At 73.9% G+C, this 21,116-nt stretch carries 20 protein-coding genes; 10 read left to right on the plus strand and 10 right to left on the minus strand.

The features are described from left to right. The first annotated feature begins 1 nt into the window (after position 1). Both ACIBQ8_RS49420 and glgB read left to right on the plus strand, forming a co-directional pair. Positions 2-1,984: an alpha-1,4-glucan--maltose-1-phosphate maltosyltransferase gene (locus ACIBQ8_RS49420; RefSeq protein WP_397195680.1), complete on the plus strand. Its 1,983-nt coding sequence runs from the start codon at positions 2-4 to the stop codon at positions 1,982-1,984. Next, complete coding sequence (gene glgB, locus ACIBQ8_RS49425; protein WP_397195681.1) at positions 1,984-3,888, plus strand: 1,4-alpha-glucan branching protein GlgB; 1,905 nt, start codon at positions 1,984-1,986, stop codon at positions 3,886-3,888. The genes ACIBQ8_RS49420 and glgB overlap by 1 nt, the downstream gene beginning before the upstream one ends. Positions 3,889-3,911: 23 nt before the next feature. Here the strand turns inward: glgB and ACIBQ8_RS49430 are convergent, their stop codons facing one another. Next, positions 3,912-4,550 carry a response regulator transcription factor gene (locus tag ACIBQ8_RS49430; protein WP_358297574.1) on the minus strand — a complete coding sequence of 213 codons (639 nt, stop codon included), beginning with the start codon at positions 4,548-4,550 and terminating at the stop codon, positions 3,912-3,914. Then, positions 4,528-5,409, minus strand: coding sequence for a sensor histidine kinase (locus ACIBQ8_RS49435; protein ID WP_397195682.1), 882 nt, complete (start codon positions 5,407-5,409; stop codon positions 4,528-4,530). The genes ACIBQ8_RS49430 and ACIBQ8_RS49435 overlap by 23 nt, the downstream gene beginning before the upstream one ends. 330 nt (positions 5,410-5,739) lie before the next feature. Between ACIBQ8_RS49435 and ACIBQ8_RS49440 the strand changes: the two genes are divergently transcribed. From ACIBQ8_RS49440 to ACIBQ8_RS49450, 3 genes are all read left to right on the plus strand, one after another. Next, positions 5,740-6,891: an IS701 family transposase gene (locus ACIBQ8_RS49440; protein WP_397179047.1), complete on the plus strand. Its 1,152-nt coding sequence runs from the start codon at positions 5,740-5,742 to the stop codon at positions 6,889-6,891. 35 nt (positions 6,892-6,926) lie between these two features. Further along, positions 6,927-8,039: a low temperature requirement protein A gene (locus ACIBQ8_RS49445; RefSeq protein WP_397179046.1), complete on the plus strand. Its 1,113-nt coding sequence runs from the start codon at positions 6,927-6,929 to the stop codon at positions 8,037-8,039. Positions 8,040-8,129: 90 nt separating this feature from the next. Next, positions 8,130-9,092 carry a hypothetical protein gene (locus ACIBQ8_RS49450; protein ID WP_397195683.1) on the plus strand — a complete coding sequence of 321 codons (963 nt, stop codon included), beginning with the start codon at positions 8,130-8,132 and terminating at the stop codon, positions 9,090-9,092. 85 nt (positions 9,093-9,177) lie between these two features. Here the strand turns inward: ACIBQ8_RS49450 and ACIBQ8_RS49455 are convergent, their stop codons facing one another. From ACIBQ8_RS49455 to ACIBQ8_RS49465, 3 genes are read right to left on the minus strand one after another with little or no spacing between them, the layout of a single operon-like run. Continuing rightward, positions 9,178-10,512: a sensor histidine kinase gene (locus tag ACIBQ8_RS49455; protein ID WP_397195684.1), complete on the minus strand. Its 1,335-nt coding sequence runs from the start codon at positions 10,510-10,512 to the stop codon at positions 9,178-9,180. Next, entirely contained in the window at positions 10,509-11,180 is a 672-nt protein-coding gene (locus ACIBQ8_RS49460) for a response regulator transcription factor (protein ID WP_397195685.1), read from the minus strand. The genes ACIBQ8_RS49455 and ACIBQ8_RS49460 overlap by 4 nt, the downstream gene beginning before the upstream one ends. 51 nt (positions 11,181-11,231) lie before the next feature. Then, positions 11,232-11,744, minus strand: a complete 513-nt coding sequence (locus ACIBQ8_RS49465) for a hypothetical protein (protein WP_397195686.1) — start codon at positions 11,742-11,744, stop codon at positions 11,232-11,234. A 231-nt stretch (positions 11,745-11,975) separates the two neighbouring features. On the opposite strand from ACIBQ8_RS49465, the gene ACIBQ8_RS49470 reads away from it, so the two are divergent. Further along, entirely contained in the window at positions 11,976-12,851 is an 876-nt protein-coding gene (locus tag ACIBQ8_RS49470) for a diacylglycerol/lipid kinase family protein (protein ID WP_397179042.1), read from the plus strand. Between the two features lie 4 nt (positions 12,852-12,855). Here ACIBQ8_RS49470 and atpB read toward each other — a convergent pair whose 3' ends face one another. From atpB to ACIBQ8_RS49495, 5 genes are all read right to left on the minus strand, one after another. Then, positions 12,856-13,632 carry a F0F1 ATP synthase subunit A gene (gene atpB / locus ACIBQ8_RS49475; protein ID WP_397179041.1) on the minus strand — a complete coding sequence of 259 codons (777 nt, stop codon included), beginning with the start codon at positions 13,630-13,632 and terminating at the stop codon, positions 12,856-12,858. 40 nt (positions 13,633-13,672) lie between these two features. Further along, the gene (locus tag ACIBQ8_RS49480) at positions 13,673-14,266 is read right to left on the minus strand and encodes a response regulator (RefSeq protein WP_397179040.1); all 594 of its coding nucleotides are present in this window, start codon (positions 14,264-14,266) and stop codon (positions 13,673-13,675) included. Next, a complete protein-coding gene (locus tag ACIBQ8_RS49485) occupies positions 14,263-15,600 on the minus strand; it encodes a sensor histidine kinase (protein ID WP_397195687.1) in 1,338 nt (445 codons plus the stop codon). Before ACIBQ8_RS49485 ends, ACIBQ8_RS49480 begins: the two co-directional genes overlap by 4 nt. A 138-nt stretch (positions 15,601-15,738) precedes the next feature. Then, entirely contained in the window at positions 15,739-16,944 is a 1,206-nt protein-coding gene (locus ACIBQ8_RS49490) for an MFS transporter (RefSeq protein ID WP_397195688.1), read from the minus strand. Positions 16,945-17,095: 151 nt separating this feature from the next. Continuing rightward, complete coding sequence (locus ACIBQ8_RS49495; protein WP_397195689.1) at positions 17,096-17,689, minus strand: winged helix-turn-helix domain-containing protein; 594 nt, start codon at positions 17,687-17,689, stop codon at positions 17,096-17,098. 113 nt (positions 17,690-17,802) lie between these two features. On the opposite strand from ACIBQ8_RS49495, the gene ACIBQ8_RS49500 reads away from it, so the two are divergent. The 4 genes from ACIBQ8_RS49500 to pip all read left to right on the plus strand — a co-directional run bounded on the left by ACIBQ8_RS49500 (position 17,803) and on the right by pip (position 21,038). Then, positions 17,803-18,225 carry a nuclear transport factor 2 family protein gene (locus ACIBQ8_RS49500; RefSeq protein WP_397195690.1) on the plus strand — a complete coding sequence of 141 codons (423 nt, stop codon included), beginning with the start codon at positions 17,803-17,805 and terminating at the stop codon, positions 18,223-18,225. A gap of 211 nt (positions 18,226-18,436) precedes the next feature. Next, positions 18,437-18,952 carry a (2Fe-2S)-binding protein gene (locus tag ACIBQ8_RS49505; RefSeq protein ID WP_397179035.1) on the plus strand — a complete coding sequence of 172 codons (516 nt, stop codon included), beginning with the start codon at positions 18,437-18,439 and terminating at the stop codon, positions 18,950-18,952. Continuing rightward, positions 18,949-19,944 carry an FAD binding domain-containing protein gene (locus ACIBQ8_RS49510; protein ID WP_397195691.1) on the plus strand — a complete coding sequence of 332 codons (996 nt, stop codon included), beginning with the start codon at positions 18,949-18,951 and terminating at the stop codon, positions 19,942-19,944. Before ACIBQ8_RS49505 ends, ACIBQ8_RS49510 begins: the two co-directional genes overlap by 4 nt. A gap of 122 nt (positions 19,945-20,066) precedes the next feature. Then, on the plus strand, positions 20,067-21,038 hold the full coding sequence (gene pip, locus ACIBQ8_RS49515; RefSeq protein WP_397195705.1) for a prolyl aminopeptidase: 972 nt from the start codon (positions 20,067-20,069) through the stop codon (positions 21,036-21,038). Positions 21,039-21,116: the final 78 nt, after the last annotated feature.

Raw genomic sequence — 21,116 nt, forward strand, 5'->3', positions numbered from 1 at the left:
CATGACTGAGACGCTGGTGTTGACCGAGATCTCCGAGATCGCCGCGGGCCGGGTGCCCGTCGTCGGCGTCCGGCCCGTCGTGGCGGGCGGGTGCCGGCCCGCGCGAGCGGTGCCGGGCGAGCCGTTCGAGGTGTCGGCGACGCTGTTCCGGGAGGGGCACGGCGTGGTGGGCGCGAACGTCGTGCTCACCGACCCCGACGGCAAGCAGGCCGCCTGGATCCCGATGGCGGCCGTCGCCCAGGGCTCCGACCGGTACGCGGCCGAGGTGGCCGCCCACCGGGAGGGCGAGTGGACGTTCCGGGTGGAGGCGTGGAGCGACCCGGTGGCGACCTGGCTGCACGTGGCCGAGGTGAAGATCCCCGCCGCGATCGACGTGGCCGTCACGATGGAGGCCGGCGCCCGGCTGCTGACCAGGGCCGCCGCCCAGCCGGAGGTGCCGCCCGCCGACGCCCGGCTGCTGCGCGTGGCCGCCGCGACGCTGCGCGACGGCGAGCTGGACCCCGAGGCGCGGCTGGCGATCGCGCTGGCCGAGCCGGTGCTGCGGACGCTGGCCCGCCGGCCGCTGCGCGACCACGTGACGGCCGGTGAGGACCTGCCGCTGCTGGTGGAGCGCGAACGGGCGCTTTATGGGGCCTGGTACGAGTTCTTCCCCCGCTCCGAGGGCGCCGTGGTGGACCCCACGGGGTGCCGGCCGCCGCGCTCGGGCACCTTCCGGACCGCGGCCGAGCGGCTGCCCGCCGTCGCGGCGATGGGCTTCGACGTGGTCTACCTGCCGCCGATCCACCCGATCGGCCGGACCAACCGCAAGGGGCCGGGCAACTCGCCGATCGCCGGGCCGCACGACCCCGGCTCGCCGTGGGCGATCGGCTCGGCGGCGGGCGGGCACGACGCCGTCCACCCCGACCTGGGGACGATCGACGACTTCGACTTCTTCGTGGCCAGGGCCCTCGAGCTGGGCCTGGAGGTGGCGCTGGACTTCGCGTTGCAGTGCTCGCCCGACCACCCGTGGGTACGGGAGCACCCGCGGTGGTTCGAGCACCGGCCCGACGGCAGCATCGCCTACGCCGAGAACCCGCCCAAGAAGTACCAGGACATCTACCCGATCTCCTTCGACGCCGACCCCGGCGGCATCCTGGCCGAGTCGCTGCGGGTGCTGCGCCACTGGATGGGCCACGGGGTGCGGATCTTCCGGGTGGACAACCCGCACACCAAGCCGGTGTTCTTCTGGGAACGCCTGATCGCCGAGATCAACCGCACCGACCCGGACGTCGTCTTCCTGGCCGAGGCGTTCACCCGGCCGGCGATCATGCACACGCTGGCCGCGGTCGGCTTCCAGCAGTCCTACACCTACTTCACCTGGCGCAACGCCAAGCCGGAGCTGGAGAGCTACCTGGGCGAGCTGGCCGGGGAGGCGGCGGCGTACATGCGGCCGAACCTGTTCGTCAACACGCCCGACATCCTGCACGCCTACCTCCAGGAGGGCGGCCCCGCCGCGTTCCGGGTGCGGGCCGCGCTGGCCGCGACGGCCTCCCCCGCCTGGGGCGTGTACGCCGGGTTCGAGCTGTGCGAGCGCGAGCCGGCCGCGCCGGGCAGCGAGGAGTACAAGGACTCGGAGAAGTACCAGTACCGGCCGCGCGACTGGTCGGGGGGCGGCACGCTGGCGCCCTTCCTGGCCGCGCTGAACCGGATCCGGCGCCGCCATCCGGCCCTGCGCCTGCTGCGCAACCTGCGCTTCCAGCACGCCGACGACGACGCCGTGCTCTGCTTCGCCAAGCAGGCGGGCGAGGACACCGTGATCGTCGTGGTCAACCTCGATCCGCACCACGTGCGGCAGGCCACGGTGACGCTGGACCTGCCCGACCTCGGGCCGTCCTTCCGGGTGCGCGACGAGCTGACCGGCGAGGTCTACCAGTGGGGGGCGCGCAACTTCGTGCGGCTGGACCCGTCCGGCCAGCCGGCGCACATCCTGACGGTGGAGCGGTGATGGACGTCCTGACCGGCGGGGGGCCGTCCGTGCTGGGCGAGCTGGACCTGCACCTCATCGGCGAGGGCAGGCACGAGGAGCTGTGGCGGGCGCTGGGCGGGCGCACCCGGACGGTGGGCGGCGTGGCGGGCGTGTCGTTCGCCGTGTGGGCGCCGGGCGCGCGCGAGGTGCGGCTGGTGGGCGACCTGAACGGCTGGGACGGCGCCGGGCACGCGCTGCGCCGGGCGCCCGGCGGCGGCCTGTGGGAGCTGTTCGTGCCCGGGGCCGGCGACGGCTGCCGGTACATGTACGAGATCACCGGCGCGGACGGCCGTACCCGGCGCAAGGCCGACCCGCTGGCCCTGGCGGCCGAGCACCCGCCGCGCACCGCGTCGGTGGTGTTCACCTCGCGGCACCGCTGGCGCGACGGCGCGTGGCTGGCGGCCCGCGGCGACGGCCCGGCCCGCGAGGCGCCCATGAGCGTGTACGAGCTGCACCTGGGCTCCTGGCGGCGCGGCCTGACCTACCGCGACCTGGCCGAGCAGCTTCCCGGGTACCTGCGCGGCATGGGCTTCACCCACGTGGAGCTCATGCCGGTGGCCGAGCATCCCTTCGGCGGCTCGTGGGGCTACCAGATCTCCTCCTACTACGCGCCGAGCTCCCGCTACGGCACCCCGGACGACTTCCGCGCCCTGGTCGAGGCGCTGCACCTGGCCGGGATCGGGGTGATACTCGACTGGGTGCCGGCGCACTTCCCGCGCGACGACTGGGCGCTGGCCCGCTTCGACGGCGGCCCCCTGTACGAGCACCCCGACCCGCTGCGCGGCGAGCACCCCGACTGGGGCACGCTCACCTTCGACCTGGGCCGCCCGCAGGTGCGCAACTTCCTCATCGCCAACGCCCTGTACTGGTGCGAGGAGTTCCACGTCGACGCGCTGCGCGTGGACGCCGTCGCCTCGATGCTCTACCTGGACTACTCCCGCCCGGACGGCGCCTGGCGGCCCAACGCGCACGGCGGCAGGGAGCACCTGGAGGCGATCGCGTTCCTGCGGGAGCTGAACGACACCGTCCACCGGCGCTGCCCGGGGGTGCTGACGATCGCCGAGGAGTCCACGGCGTGGGAGGGGGTGACCCGGCCGGCGTCCGCGGGCGGGCTGGGGTTCGACTTCAAGTGGAACATGGGCTGGATGCACGACACGCTCGGCTACATGCGGCGCGACCCGGTGCACCGGCCGTACCACCATCACGCGCTGACGTTCGGGCTGACGTACGCGTACGCGGAGGACTTCGTGCTGCCGCTCAGCCACGACGAGCTGGTGCACGGCAAGGGCTCGCTGGCCGGGAAGATGCCGGGCGACGAGTGGCAGCGGCTGGCGAACCTGCGCGCGTACCTGGCCTTCATGTGGGCGCATCCGGGCAAGAAGCTGCTGTTCATGGGCCAGGAGTTCGCGCAGCGGAGCGAGTGGTCCCATGACCGGGAGCTGGACTGGGCGCTGCTGCGCGACCCCCGGCACAAGGGCGTGCGGGACCTGGTCAGGGACCTGAACCGGCGCTACGCCGCGACCCCCGCGCTGTGGCGGCTGGACTGCTCCCCCGGCGGCTTCTCCTGGATCGACGCCGACGACGCCGGTTCCAGCGTCTACTCCTTCGTGCGCTGGGACCGGTGGGGGGCGCCGCTGGTGTGCGTGAGCAACCTGTCGCCGGCGCCGCGTCACGGGCACCGGCTGGCGCTCCCCTCCGGCGGGCGCTGGCACGAGGCGCTCAACACCGACGCCGCCTGTTACGGCGGCGGGAACCTCGGCAACCTGGGCTCGGTCACCTGCCCGGAGGGGGGTGCGGTCGCCGAGGTGCTGCTGCCGCCGCTGGCGACGCTCTGGCTGGTCCCCGGGGAGCCCGGAGGGGAGGCGTCAGGGCGTCAGCAGTGAGGCGGCCGGTGGCGGAGGAGGCGTCAGAGCGTCAGCAGTGACGCGGCCATGGCCTTGTTCACGGCGTCGAGGCGGGAGGTGGCGTCGAGCTTGGTGAAGATGTTGCGCAGGTGACGCTTGACCGTGCCTTCGGCGATCATCAGCCGGGTGGCGATCTGGGCGTTGCTGAGGCCCTGGGCGGCCAGGGACAGCACGCTCAGCTCCCGCTCGGACAGCTTGCCGGCGCGCGGCCGGCCGGACATCATCAGGCTCTCCCGCGACACCGACAGGACCACCCGCTCGGCGTCCGCGCAGACGCCGCGGATGGCCTGCACCAGCTCCTCCCGGCCGACGCTCTTGAGCAGGTAGCCGCGCACGCCGTGGGCGATGAGCTCCTGCACCAGCACCGGGTCGTCGTACATGCTCAGCACAATGACGCGGGAGCGGGGCGAGACCCGGTGGATGTGGGTGGTGGTGCGCACGACGCCGTCGCCGGGCATCTCCACGTCGAGCACCACGACGTCCGGCCGCAGCGCCTCGGCCGACTTCACCGCCGCGCGCGCGTCCCCCGCGGTGGCGACGACACGAAGGTCGGGTTCGAGCTCCAGCGTCTGCTTGAGCGTCTCCCGCAGGATCGTGTGGTCGTCGGCGATGAGGACGTCAATGCTGCCTTCTCTTTGCATCCGATGTTTCCTTCGGCCGCTCGTCCCGGACAGCCCGGACAGGGGCACGGAAGACGACCTCGGTGCCCTTCCCGGGGGTGCTCTCTATGGTCACCAGGCCGCCCAGAGCGACCCCGCGCTCGCGCATGGAGGTCAGGCCGTTCCCATGTTTCGCGCGCCAGCCCGAGAAACCCCGGCCATTGTCCCGCACAATTGCTGTGATCCGGTCGTGCACAATCTTGACGCACACTTCGAGCAGGTCGGCGGCCGCGTGGGAGATGCTGTTGGTAATGGCTTCGCGTAATATCAGGAATAACTCGTCCCGAATGCGCGGAGGCAGGCCGTCGACATCGCCGATAAGGGTGATGCGGTGCTCCAGCCGCGGGTCCACAATGGTAGTCATGAGCCGCACAAGCGCTTGCTCCATTCCCGGCCAATGGGCGTGAACGCGCAGGTCGGATATGACGTCGCGGATTTCCTGGTGAGCTCGCAGCAGCGCGGCCTTCGCCTCCTTCACATGCACCGGGAAACCGTCCGTACCACGTGCGTGACCGATTTCGGCGAGCTCCAGCTGCCGGCTCGCCACGCTGATCTCGTGGCCCACCCGGTCGTGCAGGTCGCGGGAAATTCGCCGCCATTCCCGGGCGTCGCCGCGGCCGCCGTCCATTGACCCGGCCAGGGTCCCCGCGGAGCGGTCCGTACTGGCCTTGAGCCGGGCCACCATCAGGTCGAGGAGCTCTTCCGCCAACTCCGCGCACTCGCCCGCGGCGGCCCCGGAAGTTGATTCTTCAATTTCGCCGCACAGCTGTGCCAAGATCGCAGCCTTATGGGCCTCGATCCGTTCGGCTATCACAACCGTGGGCTGGATGTTGCACTGCACTGGTCATCCCCCGTAGTGTGTGTCGCCTTACTCTGTCACCGGCGCAGATCCCCGCATCATATGATCACATGATTCCGGTGGATGCAAGAGTGCACTCCAGACTCATCGGGCGGCAAGTGCATTACCCGCACACCTGACTGGGGCCGCGTGTGATGTAATACCGGGTTATCGATGAGCACCCGGTAGATGCCTCCTGGAGTACTCCCTTTAATACTCCAGGACAGCTCCGCTGCCACCTTGGTGTTACTCTCTTGTGCGAACCAAAACTTAACTGCGATCCTGACCGCGTTCGCCATTACGGATCTTCTCTAATGCAGGTGAGGGGCGGTCATGAGAGAACTCGCGGTGAACGAGCGCGAAGAGTTCGCGGAATTCTTCGGTACGATATTCGGTTCGCTGCCGCGCTCCGACCAGCGTAGCGCGGCCGAGTCGTACGTGCTGGGGCTGCTGCACGCGGGCGGGCGCAAGTCCATCCAGCGCATCGCCGACGAGGTGGGCGGCCCGCACAACGGCCAGTCGCTCCAGCAGTTCGTCAACCAGAGCCGCTGGGACCCGCGCCCGGTCCGCCGCACCGTCGCCGACGTGCTGGCGACCGGCGCGCCCCCGGCCGCGTGGCTGGTGGAGGAGGTGGCCTTCGCCAAGCACGGCCGCTGGTCGGCGGGCGTCGAGCGCCAGTACGTGCGCGGCCTGGGCCGCACGGTCAACTGCCAGGTGGGCGCGGCCGTGCTGATGACCTCCGGCGAGGCCGCCGTGCCGGTCAACTGGCGGCTGTGCCTGCCGCAGTCGTGGGAGGCCGACCACGACCGGCGGGCCCGCGCGCACGTGCCCGACCAGGAGCGGCACCGGCCCTTCGGCGAGCACGTGATCGACCTGGTCGACGACCTGACGCTCGACTGGGGCACGCCCGTCGCGCCGCTGGTGGCCGACCTCACCCACGTCCGGGGCGTCGCCGACCTGCTGCGCGGCCTGGAGGACCGCGGCCTCGACTACGTCGTCGAGGTCGAGGCCCGCCACCGGGTCAGGGCCTCGATGAGCGTGGTGCGCGGGGGCGGCCCGCGGGCCCGCGTCTCGCTGGCCGAGGCGGCGCAGGCCGCGGCCGGGGCGGAGCGGCGCACGGTGGCCTGGTGGGAGGGGCCGCGGGGGCGGTCGCTGCGTTCGCAGTTCGTCCTCCTGCCGGTCTCCGACGAGCAGGCGCGCTCGCGCAGGGTGCTGGTGGAGTGGCCGCTCGGCCGGCCGCGGCCGCGCGCGTTCTGGCTGACGAACATGTCCGTGCCGGCGCAGGAGCTGGTCGCGCTGGCCAAGTCCCGCTGGCGGGCCGCCCACGCCATCGGCGAGCTGGCCGGGGGCTTCGGGCTCTTCGACTACGAGGGCCGTTCCTTCCACGGCTGGCACCACCACGTCACGCTGGCCTCGGCCGCCTACGCCTTCGACGTGCGCTGGCGGCTGGCCGCGGGCGCCGAGCCCGCGCTGCTGCCCGCGTGAGCACCCGCACGACGTACGAGGAGTCACACCGCTCGATGAAGCCGAAAGCAGACAAGCAAGTCACCTGGGTCGAGCTCTTCTTCGACCTGGTCTTCGTGTTCGCCGTCACCCAGCTGTCCGACCTGCTCCACCGCGGCCACGGCTGGGGCAGCGTGGGGCAGGCCGTCGTCGTGCTGGTGCCGACGTACTGGGCCTGGGTGGGCATGGCGGTGCACGCCAACACCCGCGACGTCAACAACACCCCCGACCGGCTGGGCATCCTGGCGCTCAGCCTGTGCGGGCTGTTCATGGCGCTGGCCACCCCCCTGGCCTACGAGGAGCGCGGGCTGATGTTCGGCGCCGCCTACTTCGCCCAGCGCTCGCTGCTGGCCGCGCTGTACTTCCGCGGCCGGCCGTTCGAGCTGGTCAACCCGTTCACGCTCTCGGTGTGCGTGACCGGGCCGCTGCTGCTGGCCGGGGGCCTGCTCGACAGCGGCACCCGGGTGTGGGTCTGGGCCGCGGCCGCCGCCATCGACCTGGCCGCGCCGGTGCTGACCCGCAGCCACCTGGTGCGGGTCAACTTCCACCCCCATCACTTACCCGAGCGGTTCGGCCTGTTGCTGATCATCGCGATGGGCGAGCCGATCCTGGCCATCGGCGCGCAGGCGTCGGCGGCGCGCCCGCTCGCCGTGGGCTCGATCGGCGCGGTCGCCGCGACGTTCGTGCTGGCCTGCGCGCTGTGGTGGGTGTACTTCATCTTCGCCGCCGAGTCGCTGCCCAAGGCCCTGGACGAGGCCGTGATCCGCACCGACCTGATCCGGCGCGTCTTCTCCTACGGCCACCTGGCCTTCATCGGGTCGATCATGGCGATGGCGGTGGGCATGGCCGAGGTCGTCTCCCATCCGGGCCAGGTCTTCGCCGCCCCCGTGACCGCGCTGCTGTTCGGCGGCTGCGCCCTGTACTTCGCGACGTTCTGCTACGCCCGCTGGCACATCTTCGGCAAGTGGTCGGGGCCGCAGCTCGCCATGCCGGTGGCCAGCCTGGCGATCATCCCGATCGCGTTGCAGGCGCCGGCGCTGCTGTCGGTGGCCGCCCTGGTGCTCGTGGTGATGACGTTCAACTTCCTGGAACATTCGCGGGCCAGATCCGAGTCCGACGCCTTGACTTAGCGCGCGCTCTAACCGGCAAGGTGAGGGCGGCGGCGCCGGTCGTGCGGGCCGCCGCCAGGACCTGAGCCGGGTGGACAACTGAGGAGCGTCATGAAGAATCCCGCTGTTCGAGTCGCGGTCGCCTACCTGGTGTCCGCGGTCGTCGGCGCCGTGATCATCGGCTCGTTCGTCGGAGCGCTGCACCACCCGGTTCCGCACGGGGTGCCGCTCGCCGTGGTCGGCCCCGACGCCGCCCGCCTGGAGCAGGCCGCGGGCGGGGCCGTGGACGCGCGCCCCTACGCCGACGCGGCCGGCGCGCGGACGGCGGTGCTCCGGCGCGAGGTCGAGGCCGCCTACCTGGCCGGCGAGGGCCGCCTGCTGGTCGCCAGCGCGGGCGGCGACACGGCGGCCCCGCACTTCACCGCCCTGATGCAGCGCGCCGCCGGACGGCCGCTCGCGGTCGAGGACGTGCGGCCGCTGGCCGAGGGCGACTCCTCCGGCGTGTCCGGCATGTTCTACGTGCTGGGCCTGCTGCTGACCGCGCTGGCGACGACCGTGCTCACCATGCGCATGCAGCCGATGATGCACCGGGGGCTGCGGCTCGCGGCGCTCGCGCTCGGCGCGGTGACCGGCGGCCTGGCGCTCACCTGGGTCGTCGACGGGCTGCTCGGCGCGCTCACCGGCGCCCCGCTCGGTCTCCTGGCCGTCTCCGCTGCGGTGATCTTCCTGGTCTCGGTGGCGGTGAACGGCCTGATGCGCCGCTTCGGGCCGCGCGGCGTGATCGCGGCGGCCGTGCTGTTCATCCCGATCGGCCTGCCGGCCAGCGGCGGCCCGTTCGGCGCCGCCTTCATCGAGCCCTGGTACGCGGCGCTCGGCTACGTGCTGCCCACCCGGTCGGCGCTCGAACTGGTGCGCAGCGTGGTCTACTTCGACGGCGCCGCCGTGGCCGTCCCGCTGACGGTGCTCGGCCTGTGGGCGGTGCTCGGCCTGGCGCTGATGGCGCTGCCGCCGCGTCCGATGCCCCGGCCGGCCGCGCCCGCCACGCCCGCGGTGCCCGTCGCCGGGGCTCATTGAACACCGACCGGCCACCGGCCCCTTGACCGGCGCGGCCGCGGGTGCGGGGGTCCGCGCCCGTGGTCGCGCCCTCATCCGCGGCGGGTCAGGTGGCCGGGGGCAGCGCGAGGACCAGCCGTACGCCGGGCCGCAGCGGCTCGGCGCGCACCGATCCGGCGTGCGCCTCGGCGATCTGGCGGACGATGGCCAGGCCGAGCCCCGAACCCGGCAGGGAGCGGGCCGACTCGGCGCGGTAGAACCGGTCGAACACGAACGGCAGGTCGTGGGCCGCGATGCCGGGGCCCTGGTCGGCCACCGACAACGAGCCCGCCGCGTCCACCCGTACCAGCACCACGCCGCCGGGCGGGCTCCACTTGATCGCGTTGTCCACCAGGTTGGAGACCGCCCGTTCGACCGCGTCGGCGTCGGCCGTCACCAGGCACTCGGCCAGCTCGCCGCGCAGCCGTACGTGCGGGGCGCGGGCCGCGGCCCTGGCCAGCACGCGCCCGGCCACCAGGTCGAGCCGGACGTCCTCCAGGTGCAGCTCGACGTCGCCGTGCCTGGCCAGCTCGACCAGGTCGTTGACCAGCACCCGCAGCTCCTCGGCCTGGACGCGGGCCTCGTGCACCAGGGCCGGGGCCTGCGGGTCGGCCGTGCCGCGCCCCTCCTCCAGCAGCTCCAGGTTGGTGGTGAGGCTGGTCAGCGGCGTGCGCAGCTCGTGGGAGGCGTCGGCGACCAGGCGCCGCTGGGCCAGCACCGACTCGCGCAGCGCGTGCGTCATCGTGGTGAACGAGCCGGCCAGGCGGGCCACCTCGTCCCGTCCGGCGCCCATGCCCTCCAGCCCGTCGGCGGTGAGGGTGCCGGTGGCGGTGACCCGCTCCACCACGGCGGTCAGCCGGGCGACGGGCCGCAGCGCCCGGCCGGCGAGCAGCCGCGCGCCCGCCGCCGCGACCAGCGCGCCGCCCAGCGTCAGCGCGGCCAGCAGCAGCTTCAGCGCGTTCAGCGTCCGCTCGTCGCGGTTCAGCGGGAACGCCGTGCGCACCAGGACGCCCTTGCCCAGGTTGAGCGGGGCCGTGTAGAGCCGGTAGCGCACGCCGTCGTAGGCGACGTCCCGGAAGTAGGGGGGCAGCTTGCCGTACGCGACCGCCTCGTCCTGCTCGGCCAGCGGCACGAACCCCTCGGTCGGGCCGGTCACCAGCGGGTCGGGGCAGAACTGCAGCAGCGTGTTGCCCACCGGGAGCGGGGTGGCGGGCAGCGGCGAGTCGGCGGTCTTCAGCGACTCCAGCAGCCGCGGCGCCTGCCCGGCGGCCAGCACCAGCTCCCCGTCGTGCTGGCCGGCCAGCCCCGCCGCGGCCGCCGGGTAGACCACCAGCGAGACCGCCAGCAGCGCGGCGGCCACCACGGCGGCGACCGTCAGCGCGACCCTGGTGCGCAGCCTCACCGCTCCTCCCGCAGCACGTACCCCAGGCCGCGGACGGTCTGGATCAGCCGCGGCTCTCCCCCGGCCTCCAGCTTGGCCCGCAGGTAGCTGATGTAGACCCACAACGCGTTCGAGGACGGCCCGAAGTCGTACCCCCAGACCGAGTCGAAGATGACCTCGCGGCTGAGCACCCGGCCCGGGTTGCGCAGGAACACCTTCAGCAGCGTGTACTCGGTCCTGGTCAGGTCGAGCGGCCGGCCGCCGCGGCTGGCCCGGCAGGCGGCCGGGTCCAGCTCCAGGTCGGCGTGGCGGAGCAGCCCCTGGGCGGGCGCGCTGCGGCGCAGCAGCGCGCGCAGCCTGGCCCGCAGCTCCTCCAGCGCGAACGGCTTGACCAGGTAGTCGTCGGCGCCCGCGTCCAGGCCCGCGACCCGGTCGCCGACCAGGTCGCGGGCGGTGAGCATGAGGATCGGGGTGCGGTCGCCGGCGGCCCGCAGGCGGCGGCACACCTCCAGGCCGTCCAGGCCGGGCATCATGATGTCCAGCACCACCGCGTCCTGACGTCCGCCGCCGGCCGCCTCCAGGGCGCGCAGGCCGTCGGCGGCGACGCTGACGTCGTAGCCCTCGCGGGTGAGCGCGTGGGTCAGGGAGCGGCGGACCGCCTCGTCGTCATCGGCAACAAGGACGTGCATGGTGCCACTCTCCCCTCCGCACCCCCGGCCGAGGAAGATCGGTGCCGGTCTCTATGCGGGCTCGGAGGCGGCCAGCGCGCGCTTGACGTTCCGCAGCGCCTGCTCCAGCCGGTCCGGCGTGACGCCGAGGTGCGCGGCCACCGCGCCGAACCCGGCCGAGTCCGGGTCCACCCGGCCCTTCTCGCTCAGGGCGTCCAGCTCCTTGACGGCGCGCAGGGCGCGGTCGTGGCCGACGCCCAGCTCGGCCGCGAGCGCCTTGGCGAACGCCTCCCGGGAGATGCCGTGGTCCTTCTCGCCGAATTTCCCGCGTTTGTCGCTCTTTTCGGGACCGCAGCCGGGCTTGCCGTCGCGCGGCTTCCCGCCGCCGGGGTCCCGCTCGGTCCTGACGTCGATTTTCACGTGGGTCTTCAGGTCGGCCCCTGCATCGGCCCGCACGTCGGCGGGCGAGCACGTCGACGAGACCTGGGCACACGGGCCGGCCGCCGCGGCCGGCACCGCCCCCGAGGCGGCCAGCGTCAGGGCCGCCGCCGTCCCGAGGGCCAGCGCGGTCTTTCGTGGGTTCATGTCGGTTGCCCTTCTGGCGGCCGGTCCCCGGTGGCCCGGCCCGCTGCGGCCACTCAACCGCGGCCGCCTTCACCCCACCGTCGGGAAACCTTAGAAACGCCACAGAAGCGCGCGCCGCCGCGTCCCGCGCGCCGAACCTCCGCCCCGCGAACGCGTCCCGGCGGCGGGGCATTGTGGCGGGCGCCCGGGGAAGAGACCCATCCGCCCGGCGGAAGGGAAGGCGAGGACCCCGTGAGACTTCTGGTGATCTGCAACCGGCAGGCCGGCGGCGTCGGCGACGACGGCACGCGGGAGGTGCTGCGGCTGCTGCGGGCGGAGGCCGACGTGCGGGTCTGCGACGGCGACGCGCAGGAGGCCGTGCGGTCGCACGACGACCGGGTCCCGGTGGTGATGGGCGGCGACGGCAGCGTGCACGCGCTGGTCGCCGCGCTGCTGGAGCACGGCCGCCTGGACGCCGGCCCGGTCGGGCTGATCCCCATGGGCACCGGCAACGACCTGGCCCGCACGCTGGGCATCCCGCTCGACCCGGCCGAGGCGGCCCGCGTCGTGCTGGCGGGTCACGAGCGGCCCGTGGACCTGCTGATCGACGACGACGGCGGCATCGTGGTCAACGCGGCGCACCTCGGCGTGGGCGCGCACGCCGCCGAGCGGGCCGCGCCGCTGAAGCCGCTGCTCAGCCGGGCCGCGTACGCGGTGGGCGCGGTGCTGGCGGGCGCCGGGACGGGCGGCTGGCGGCTGCGGATCAGGGTGGACGGCGCCCAGGTGTGCACCGGCCGCCGCCGCGTGCTCATGGCCGGCGTCGGGAACGGCGCCACGATCGGCGGCGGCACGCCGCTGGCCCCGGCGGCCCGGCCCGACGACGGGCTGGCTGAGGTGGTGGTCTCCTACGCCACCGGACCGCTGGCCCGGCTGGCCTTCGCCGCCGGGCTGCGCCGCGGCCGGCACCCCGCCCGCCCCGACGTGCAGACCTTCCGGGGCAGGCGGATCACCGTGGCGGGCGGGCCCGTCCCGGCCAGCGTGGACGGCGAGCTGGAGCAGGTCGCCGAGCGGCGCACCTGGATCGTGCGGCCGGCCGCCTGGCGGGTGCTGGCGCCGCCCGCGTCCTGACCGGTCAGTGCTCCGGATGCAGGGACTGGCCGAGGTACATGGCGGTGAGCATCGTGAACAGGTACGCCTGCAGGAACATGACGAAGATCTCGAACGCGGTCAGCACGCACGTCATGAACACGCCCAGCACGCCCACCGCCACGCCGCCCACGGTCGGCCGCTCCACCAGGAACCAGTAGCCGACCGCGCTGAAGAAGGCCAGCAGCGTGTGCCCGGCGAACATGTTCGCGAACAGCCGCACGGCATGGGTGAACGGCGCGGTGACGAAGATGTAGAACAGTTCGAGCGGCGCGTACAGGGTGATCGCCAGGGCCTTGGGCAGGCCCTCGGGGAACATCGCGTTCCTGAGGTAGCCGGCCAGTCCCTGGTGCCTGAAGCCCAGGTAGAGCTTGAGCAGGTAGACCACCCCGGCCAGCACCCACGGGAAGGCGACGTGGGCGGTGACCGGGAACTGGAGCAGCGGGATCACACCCATCACGTTCCAGAGCAGGATCAGCAGGAAGAGCGTGAGCAGCAGCGGCATCCAGCGGTCGGCGTCCGCGCCCAGCGACGGGCGGGCGATCTGGTCGCGGACGAACAGGTAGGCGTACTCGCCCGCGTTCTGCAGGCCGCGCGGCACCAGCTTGGGCCGGGAGAAGGCGCCCCAGGCCAGCGCGCACACCACGAGCACGCCGACGACGGCCAGCAGCACCGGCTTGGTGAGCCAGAGCGGGGCGCCGTCCCACAGGGCGGGGTAGTCGAACAACTCCGGTCCGGGCGGGCGGAAGTCGTCGGAGGGCATGACGCAGCTCCTCTTGAGAGGTTGCGGGGGTGGGCGGGGGTCAGAGCCAGCCGCGGGACTCGGCCGTGCGGACGGCCTCGGCGCGGTTGCGGGCCCCGGTCTTGGTGATCGCCGAGGACAGGTAGTTGCGTACGGTGCCCTCGGTCAGGAACAGGATGCGGGCGATGTCGGCGACGGTCGCGCCGCCGGAGGCGGTCCGCAGCACCTCGGCCTCGCGCTGGGTGAGCGGGCTCGGCCCGACGGTCAGGGCCGACACCGCCAGCTTCGGATCGATCACCGTCTCACCGGCCATCACCCGGCGCACGGCCGCGGTCAGCTCGGCCACCGGCGCGTCCTTGACCACGAACCCGGACACGCCCGCGTCGAGGGCACGGCTGAGGTAGCCGGGCCGGCCGAACGTGGTGACGATGACCACCCGGTGGCCGCGCAGGCGTTCGGCGACCTCCAGGCCGGACATGCCGGGCATCTCGATGTCGAGCAGGACCACGTCGGGGCGGTGCTCGGCCACCGCTGGCTCGACCAGGTCGCCCCGGCCGACCTCGGCCACCACCTCGATGCCGTCCTCCAGAGCGAGCAGCGCGGCCAGTCCGCCACGGACGAGGTCCTGGTCGTCGGCGATGAGGACGCGGATCATGGGATCTCCAAGGGCACTCGCGCGTGCAGCCGATAACCGCCGCCGGGCAGCGGACCGGCCTCCAGATGGCCGCCGACGGCAACGATCCGCTCAGCCAACCCCATCAGCCCGTTGCCGCCAATCCCCCGAGGCGCCACTCCGCCGGCCCTTGCCCCCTCGCCCCCAGTCCCTTCAGCCCAGCCCCCCTCGGCACCCGCCGCACCTCCTGCGGCTCCGGTGCTGGCGACGCCACCCCTGCCGGCAGAACCTCCGCCGGCCGTTGGCCCGGCCGCCTCGCCCCCGGACCAGGGCACTGCGGCTCCGGGGGTGGTGGTTTTGTCGCTGGTGGCCGCGGCTCCGATGGGGCCGGGGCCGTCGTCGCGGATTTCGACGGTGGCGGTGTGGTCGTCGACGGCGAGGTCGATGCGGCAGTTGCGGGCGCGGCTGTGGCGTACGACGTTCGTGGCGGCCTCCCGTACGGTCCAGGCCAGCAGCGTTTCGGCGGCGGCCGGGACGGGGCCGCCGGCGGGCGAGACCTCCAGCCGGATCCCGGCCAGGTCCAGGCTGTGGGCCGCCGTGCGCAGCTCGCCCGACAGGGACGGGGCGCGGTAGCCGGCCACGGCGTGGCGCACCTCGTCGAGCGCCTGGCGGGCGGCGCGTTCAACGTCGGCCATCTCGCGGGCGGCCCGTTCCGGGTCGGTACGGGCCAGCCGGGCGGCGAGCTGGCTCCTGATCGTGATCGAGGTGAGCGTGTGGCCGAGCGTGTCGTGCAGGTCGCGGGCGAAGCGCAGGCGTTCGTTGTCCACGGCGAGCCGGGCGACGTGGGCGCGGGCGGCGTCGAGCCGGGCGACCATCTCGCCCAGGTGCTTCAGGCTCGCCACCGTCACCGCCTCGACCAGGATCACCAGCGGCACCCACCAGACCTGGTCGAACGGCCGCCCGTACGCCGTCAGCGCGGCCACCACCGCGACCGTCGTCACCGCCGCCGACACGACGAAGGCGACCCGCGAGAGGCAGGCCGACAGGGCGCTGACCACGAACACGAACCCGACGTACGCCCACGGCGCCCGCAGCACCGGCAGCAGCGCCAGCGCGGCGGCCACCAGCCCCACCGGCGTCCAGGTCAGCGCCGCCGCGCCCAGGGCGCTGAGCGCCCGCCACATGATCCGCAGCCAGCACGCCGTGAAGACCGCGACCGCCACGACCACCCACACCACCGCGAGCACGCCGGGACGCGCGGAGAAGAACGACCACAGCGGCCACCCCAGCAGCAGCAGCCACCCGCACGACCCGGCGCGCGCCGCCGTCCGGCCCCGGCTGAACTCCACCTCCCGCACCGCCGCGTCACCCGTCACAGGGCCCGACGGTAACGCGCGGCGGCCGCCGTGGGCCGCCGGGGCCGGTCGTCCTTGAGTTTCAGCATGGGACCAGCCTGCTGGGAGTGGCGGCGCCGGGTGTAGTGCCGGTCGTCAGAGACGCGTCCATGACAAACGTCATGGACGGCTCCGGCCGGGAGCGGCTGGGGCGGCGGCGCGCCGGGGGTGGGGTGGACGGTTCGTCAGCACGAGCACGCCCGCGGTGACGAGCCCCGCGGCGTGCAGGCACAACGCGGGGACGATGCCGACGACCTCCCCGAGCACCCCGGCCGACGCCATGCCGAGCAGCGAGGTGACGGCCTGGGCGCTGGCGAGCAGCCCGATGAGGCCGCCCCGGCGCTCGTCGGTGGTGGCCGTCTGGTCCAGCGTGGTGAACCCGGCCATCGCCGCGGCCGCCGGGAGCCCGGCCAGCGCGATCAGCACGAGGGCGGGCCACAACGCGTCGAGGGCGAGGGGGTAGGCGAACAGCGCCAGGTCGAGCAGGCCGAACGCGACCGTGCCCCAGCCGAGGAGCAGCCGTGGCGCGGGGTCGCGCCGGTGCAGGGCCACAGCCAGCCCGCCGACCAGCCCGCCGACCGCCTGCACCGACAGGAACAGCCCGTACGCGTCGCCCTGGCCGCCCAGGACGTCGGCCACGAAGGGGGCGGCGAGCGTGGCGAAGATCCCCTCGCCCACCCCTGTGATCAGCATGTATCCCGCCCGCAGCCGGACGCCGGGGTTCCCCATGGCCAGCCGCAGCCCGGAGGCCCACTGGGCACGGACGGACGGCGCCCGCGCCACGACCGGCGACCTGGCCGGGACGCGCAGGGTCGCCTGCAGAACCGCGGAGATCACGAAGCTGGCCACGTCGAGCAGGACGATGGCGGGCAAACCGCCCGCCGTGACGGCGACGCCGCCCAGCATCGCCCCCAGCAGCCGGGCGAGCTGGCCGCTCTGGCCGTGCAGGGCGTTGGCCCGGACCAGCCCGGACGCGGGCACGAGCTGCGGGACGAGCGCCCGTTGCGCCGGGGCGAGCAGGGTGCCGAGCACGCCGGTCCACAGGGCGACCGCGTACACGATCCAGACCTGGGCGGGGCCGCGTACCGCCAGCAGGGGCAGCAACCCGAGCCCGAGCAGCACGTCGGTGACGACCAGCAACCGGCGGCGGTCCCAGCGGTCGGCCAGCACCCCGGCCACGGACCCGAGCAGGACGTGGGGCAGCCGTGAGACCAGCAGCATGATCGCGGTGGACAGGGTGGACCCGGTCAGGCGGTAGACGTGGAACGCCAGCCCGGTGCTGATCACCCAGTCGCCCGTCTGGGACACGACGGACGCGACCAGCAACCGCCCGAACCCCCGCCCGCCGCCGGGCCCCACCCACCCGCCACCGCCCCGCCCCGGCCACCACCGCATCCCGGCCCTGGCCTCCCGACCCGGCGGCTCCTCAGCCGTTTGCCCACCGGCCCGGCCGGCCGCCGCGGCCGGGGGGCGTCGGTCAGTCACCGGAGGCCGTCGGGGCGAGCGGGATCACCATCTGCGTCACCAGCACGGGCCGGGCCCCTTCGGGACGGGCCGCCGCGTCGTCCACGCGGGCCATCAGCGGCCGCAACAGGTCGGCGACGGCCTCGCCGAGCGCCGTGATCTCCTGCGGGGTGACGTAGAGGTAGGTGTTGCCGATGCCGCCGACCCCCCGCCAGGGCTCCTCCTCGCCCCGCCGCGCCTCCTGCCACTCCGCCAGCCGCGAGAGCGCCCGCTCGGCCAGGACCTGCTCCAGCAGGCTGCGGGCGGCCGACCGCTCGGACCCGGTCACGTCGTCATCCCACACCTGGACGCTCGCGGTCACCTTCCAGGGCCGCTCCCGCTCGTCGCGCGCCTCGGCCTGCTCCACCAGGCCGTACTTGGCCAGTTGCCGCAGGTGGTAGGAGGCCAGCGCCTGGCTGATGCCGACCTCGCGGGCGGCGTCGGCGGCGGTGGTCGCCCCCGACCGCAACAGCAGCTCGTGCAGCGCCAGCCGGACCGGATGGGCGAAGGCCCGCATCGCGGCCGGATCGTCGAGCACCAGCCGCCGCCCCGAAGATTCCAAAGACATGCTTGGAATGTTCCGCCACCCGCCCCGGCGATGTCAAGGATTCCTTTGGAATACCGTCGGCGGTTACCTCCGGGGTAATCGACGGCGTTCAGGCGGGCCGGGAGACTGGGGGTATGAAGAGGGACACGCGGGACATCGTGCAGGAGTTGTTGCGGCGGATCGGCGAGGGCGATCCCGAGCGGACGGCGGAGTTGTTCGCCGAGCCGGTCGACTGGCAGCTCAGCTGGCCCGCCGAGGGGCATCCGGCGGTGCCGTGGATCCGGCCCCGGTCCGGGCGGGCCGAGGTGGCCGAGCACTACCGGTCGCTGGGGGCGCATCACGTGCCGGAGCTGAACGGGACCACGGTGCGGCAGATCCTGGTCGACGGGGCGGACGCCGTGGTGCTGGGGCAGATCGTGCAGACCGTGCGCGCGACCGGCGTCTCCTACACGTCGCCGTTCGCGCTGCACCTGACCGTCGAGGACGGGCTGATCACGCGCAGCCACATCTACGAGGACAGCCTGACGGTCGCGCAGGCCATGACCGTCAAGGGGTGATCCCCCGGGAAGGCCGGTGGCGGGCGCGCACGACGGCGGGCCGCGGAAGCCGGTGACCGGCACGCACGACGGCGGGCAGCTCGCTGCGTCCGATGATCCGTGTTCGGCAATGTCTGTCACCGTTTTGGCCCTTGACCAGCGGACGGACCGCTCCGTCCCACGCCGCGCGGGTTACGGTGATCGCGACAGTCCGTACGGCCGGAGGGATGGGATGGACGGCCGCGCCCCGCTCCCCCTGCGCGTCAACGGCCGGCCGCACGAGCCGCCGGCGGACCCGCGCGTGTCCCTGCTCGACTTCCTGCGCGAGCACCTCCGGCTGACCGGCACGAAGAAGGGCTGCGACCAGGGGGCCTGCGGCACCTGCACCGTCCTGGCCGACGGCCTGCGGGTGTACGCGTGCCTGCTGCTGGCCGTCCAGTGCGAGGGGATGGAGATCGTCACCGTCGAGGGCCTGGCGGACGACGCGGTGGGCGCGCGGGTGCAGGAGGCGTTCGTCCGGCACGACGCCCTGCAGTGCGGATACTGCACCCCCGGCCAGGTCTGCTCGGTCGCCGGCCTGCTGGCCGAGCTGCGGGACGGCGTGCCCAGCGCCGCCACGCCCGACCTGACCGCTCCCCCGCGCGAGCTGACCGACGCCGAGCTCGGCGAGCGCATGGCGGGCAACCTGTGCCGGTGCGGGGCGTACCACCACATCGCCGCCGCCGTCCGGGAGGTCGCCGCGACGTGAGGGAGTTCGTCTACCTGCGGGCGGCCGACGTGGCGGAGGCCGTCGCGATGATGGCCGCGACGCCGCCGGACGGCGGCCCGGCCCGCTACCTGGCCGGCGGGACGAACCTCGTCGACCTCATGCGGGAGGAGGTCGAGCGGCCGGGCCGGGTGGTGGACATCTCGCGCCTGCCGCTGTCGGCCGTCGAGGACCTGCCCGGCGGCGGGCTGCGGCTCGGCGCGCTGGCCGGCAACACCAAGGTCGCGGCCGACCCGCGCGTTCGGCGGCGCTATCCGGTGCTCGCCCGGGCCATCCTGGCGGGCGCCTCGCCGCAGTTGCGCAACCGCGCGACCGTGGGCGGCAACCTGCTGCAACGTACGCGCTGCCGCTACTTCTACGACACCGCCGCCGCCTGCAACAAGCGCGTGCCCGGCGCGGGGTGCGACGCGCTGGAGGGGTTCAACCGCGCGCACGCCGTCCTGGGGGCGAGCCCGAGCTGCGTCGCCGTCCACCCCTCGGACATGTGCGTGGCCCTGGCCGCCCTCGACGCGACCGTCAACCTGACCGGGCCGCGGGGGGCGCGCAGCGTGCCGTTCACCGGCTTCCACGTGCTGCCCGGCCGGACGCCGCAGGTGGAGACCGTGTTGCGGGACGGCGAACTGGTCACGAGCGTGGACCTGCCGCCCCCACCGCCGGGGCGCGGGGCGTACGCGAAGGTCAGGGACCGGGCCGGGTTCGCGTTCGCGCTGGTGAGCACGGCCGTGCTGCTGCACGTCGAGGACGGCCGGATCGTGTTCGCGCGGGTCGCGCTCGGCGGGGTGGCGCACAAGCCGTGGCGCGCCCACGCCGCCGAGGACCTGCTGACGGGCGCGGTCCCGGACGCCTCCGCCTTCGCGCGGGCCGCCGGCGTGGCGCTGGCCGAGGCCCGTCCGCTGCGGCACAACGCCTTCAAGCCGGTCCTGGCCGCACGGCTGCTCCGCCGCACGCTCGCCGGACTCGCACGCCCGTCGTAGATCGGCCGCGCGACGCGAATCGGCCACAGGACGCGGATCGGCCAGGCGGCGTGAATCGGCCAGGCGGCGTGGATCGGCTGCGCGCCGGGCGGCCCGGGCGAGTAGGTCTGGTAGCCATGACGCTGATGACGTTCTACCCGCCCGTCGAGCCCTACGAGAGCGGCCTGCTCGACGTCGGCGACGGCCAGGAGATCTACTGGGAGACCTGCGGCGACCCCGGCGGCAAACCGGTCGTCCTCCTCCACGGCGGCCCCGGCGGCGGGCTGCTGCCCGTGCAGCGCCGGTTCTTCGACCCCGGCGCCTACCGGATCGTCCTGTTCGACCAGCGCAACTGCGGGCGCAGCCGCCCGCACGCCGCCGACCCCGGGGTGTCGCTGGAGGCCAACACGACCTGGCACCTGGTCGCGGACATGGAACTGCTCAGGCGGCGGCTCGGGATCGACCGGTGGCAGGTGTTCGGCGGCTCGTGGGGCGCGACCCTGGCCCTGGCGTACGCGCGCCGCCACCCGAGCCGGGTGACCGAGCTGGTGCTGCGCGGGGTCTACCTGGCGAGCGCGGCCGACGAGGCGTGGGCGTTCACCGGCTCGGGGGCGGCCCGGCTGTTCCCGGCGGAGTGGACGGCCTTCCGCGACGCGATCCCGCGGGCCGAGCGGGACGACCTGCTCGGCGCCTACCACCGCCGCCTGTTCGACCCGGACCCGGAGGTGCACCTGCCGGCGGCGCGGGCGTGGGCGGCGTGGGAGCTGGCGGCCAACACGCTGCTGCCCGCGCCTCCCCCTCCGCTGACGGACCGGGAGGTGCTGGGCTTCGCCCGGATCGAGGCGCACTACTTCACCCGGCGCTGCTTCCTGCGGGAGGGCGAGCTGCTCGACGTGGCGGCGATCCGGGAGATCCCCTGCGTCATCGTCAACGGCCGCTACGACATGAAGACGCCGCCCGACGCCGCCTGGGAGCTGCACCGCGCCTGGCCGGAGGCCGAGCTGCGGATCGTCGAGGACGCCGGCCACGGCGGCGCCGAACCCGGCACGCTGCACGAGCTCGTCAGGGCCACCGACGGCTACCGTCCGAACGCCCGTGCACCACAGGATTCATGATCTACAATACGAACTTGTAGTGGTTTTGCAGGACTTGCTGGTCTTGCACACTTCTGCTCACCGTTGTTGACATGTCAC

The sequence above is a fragment of the Nonomuraea sp. NPDC049646 genome (assembly GCF_044465525.1).
In the GTDB taxonomy this organism is placed as follows: Bacteria; Actinomycetota; Actinomycetes; order Streptosporangiales; family Streptosporangiaceae; genus Nonomuraea.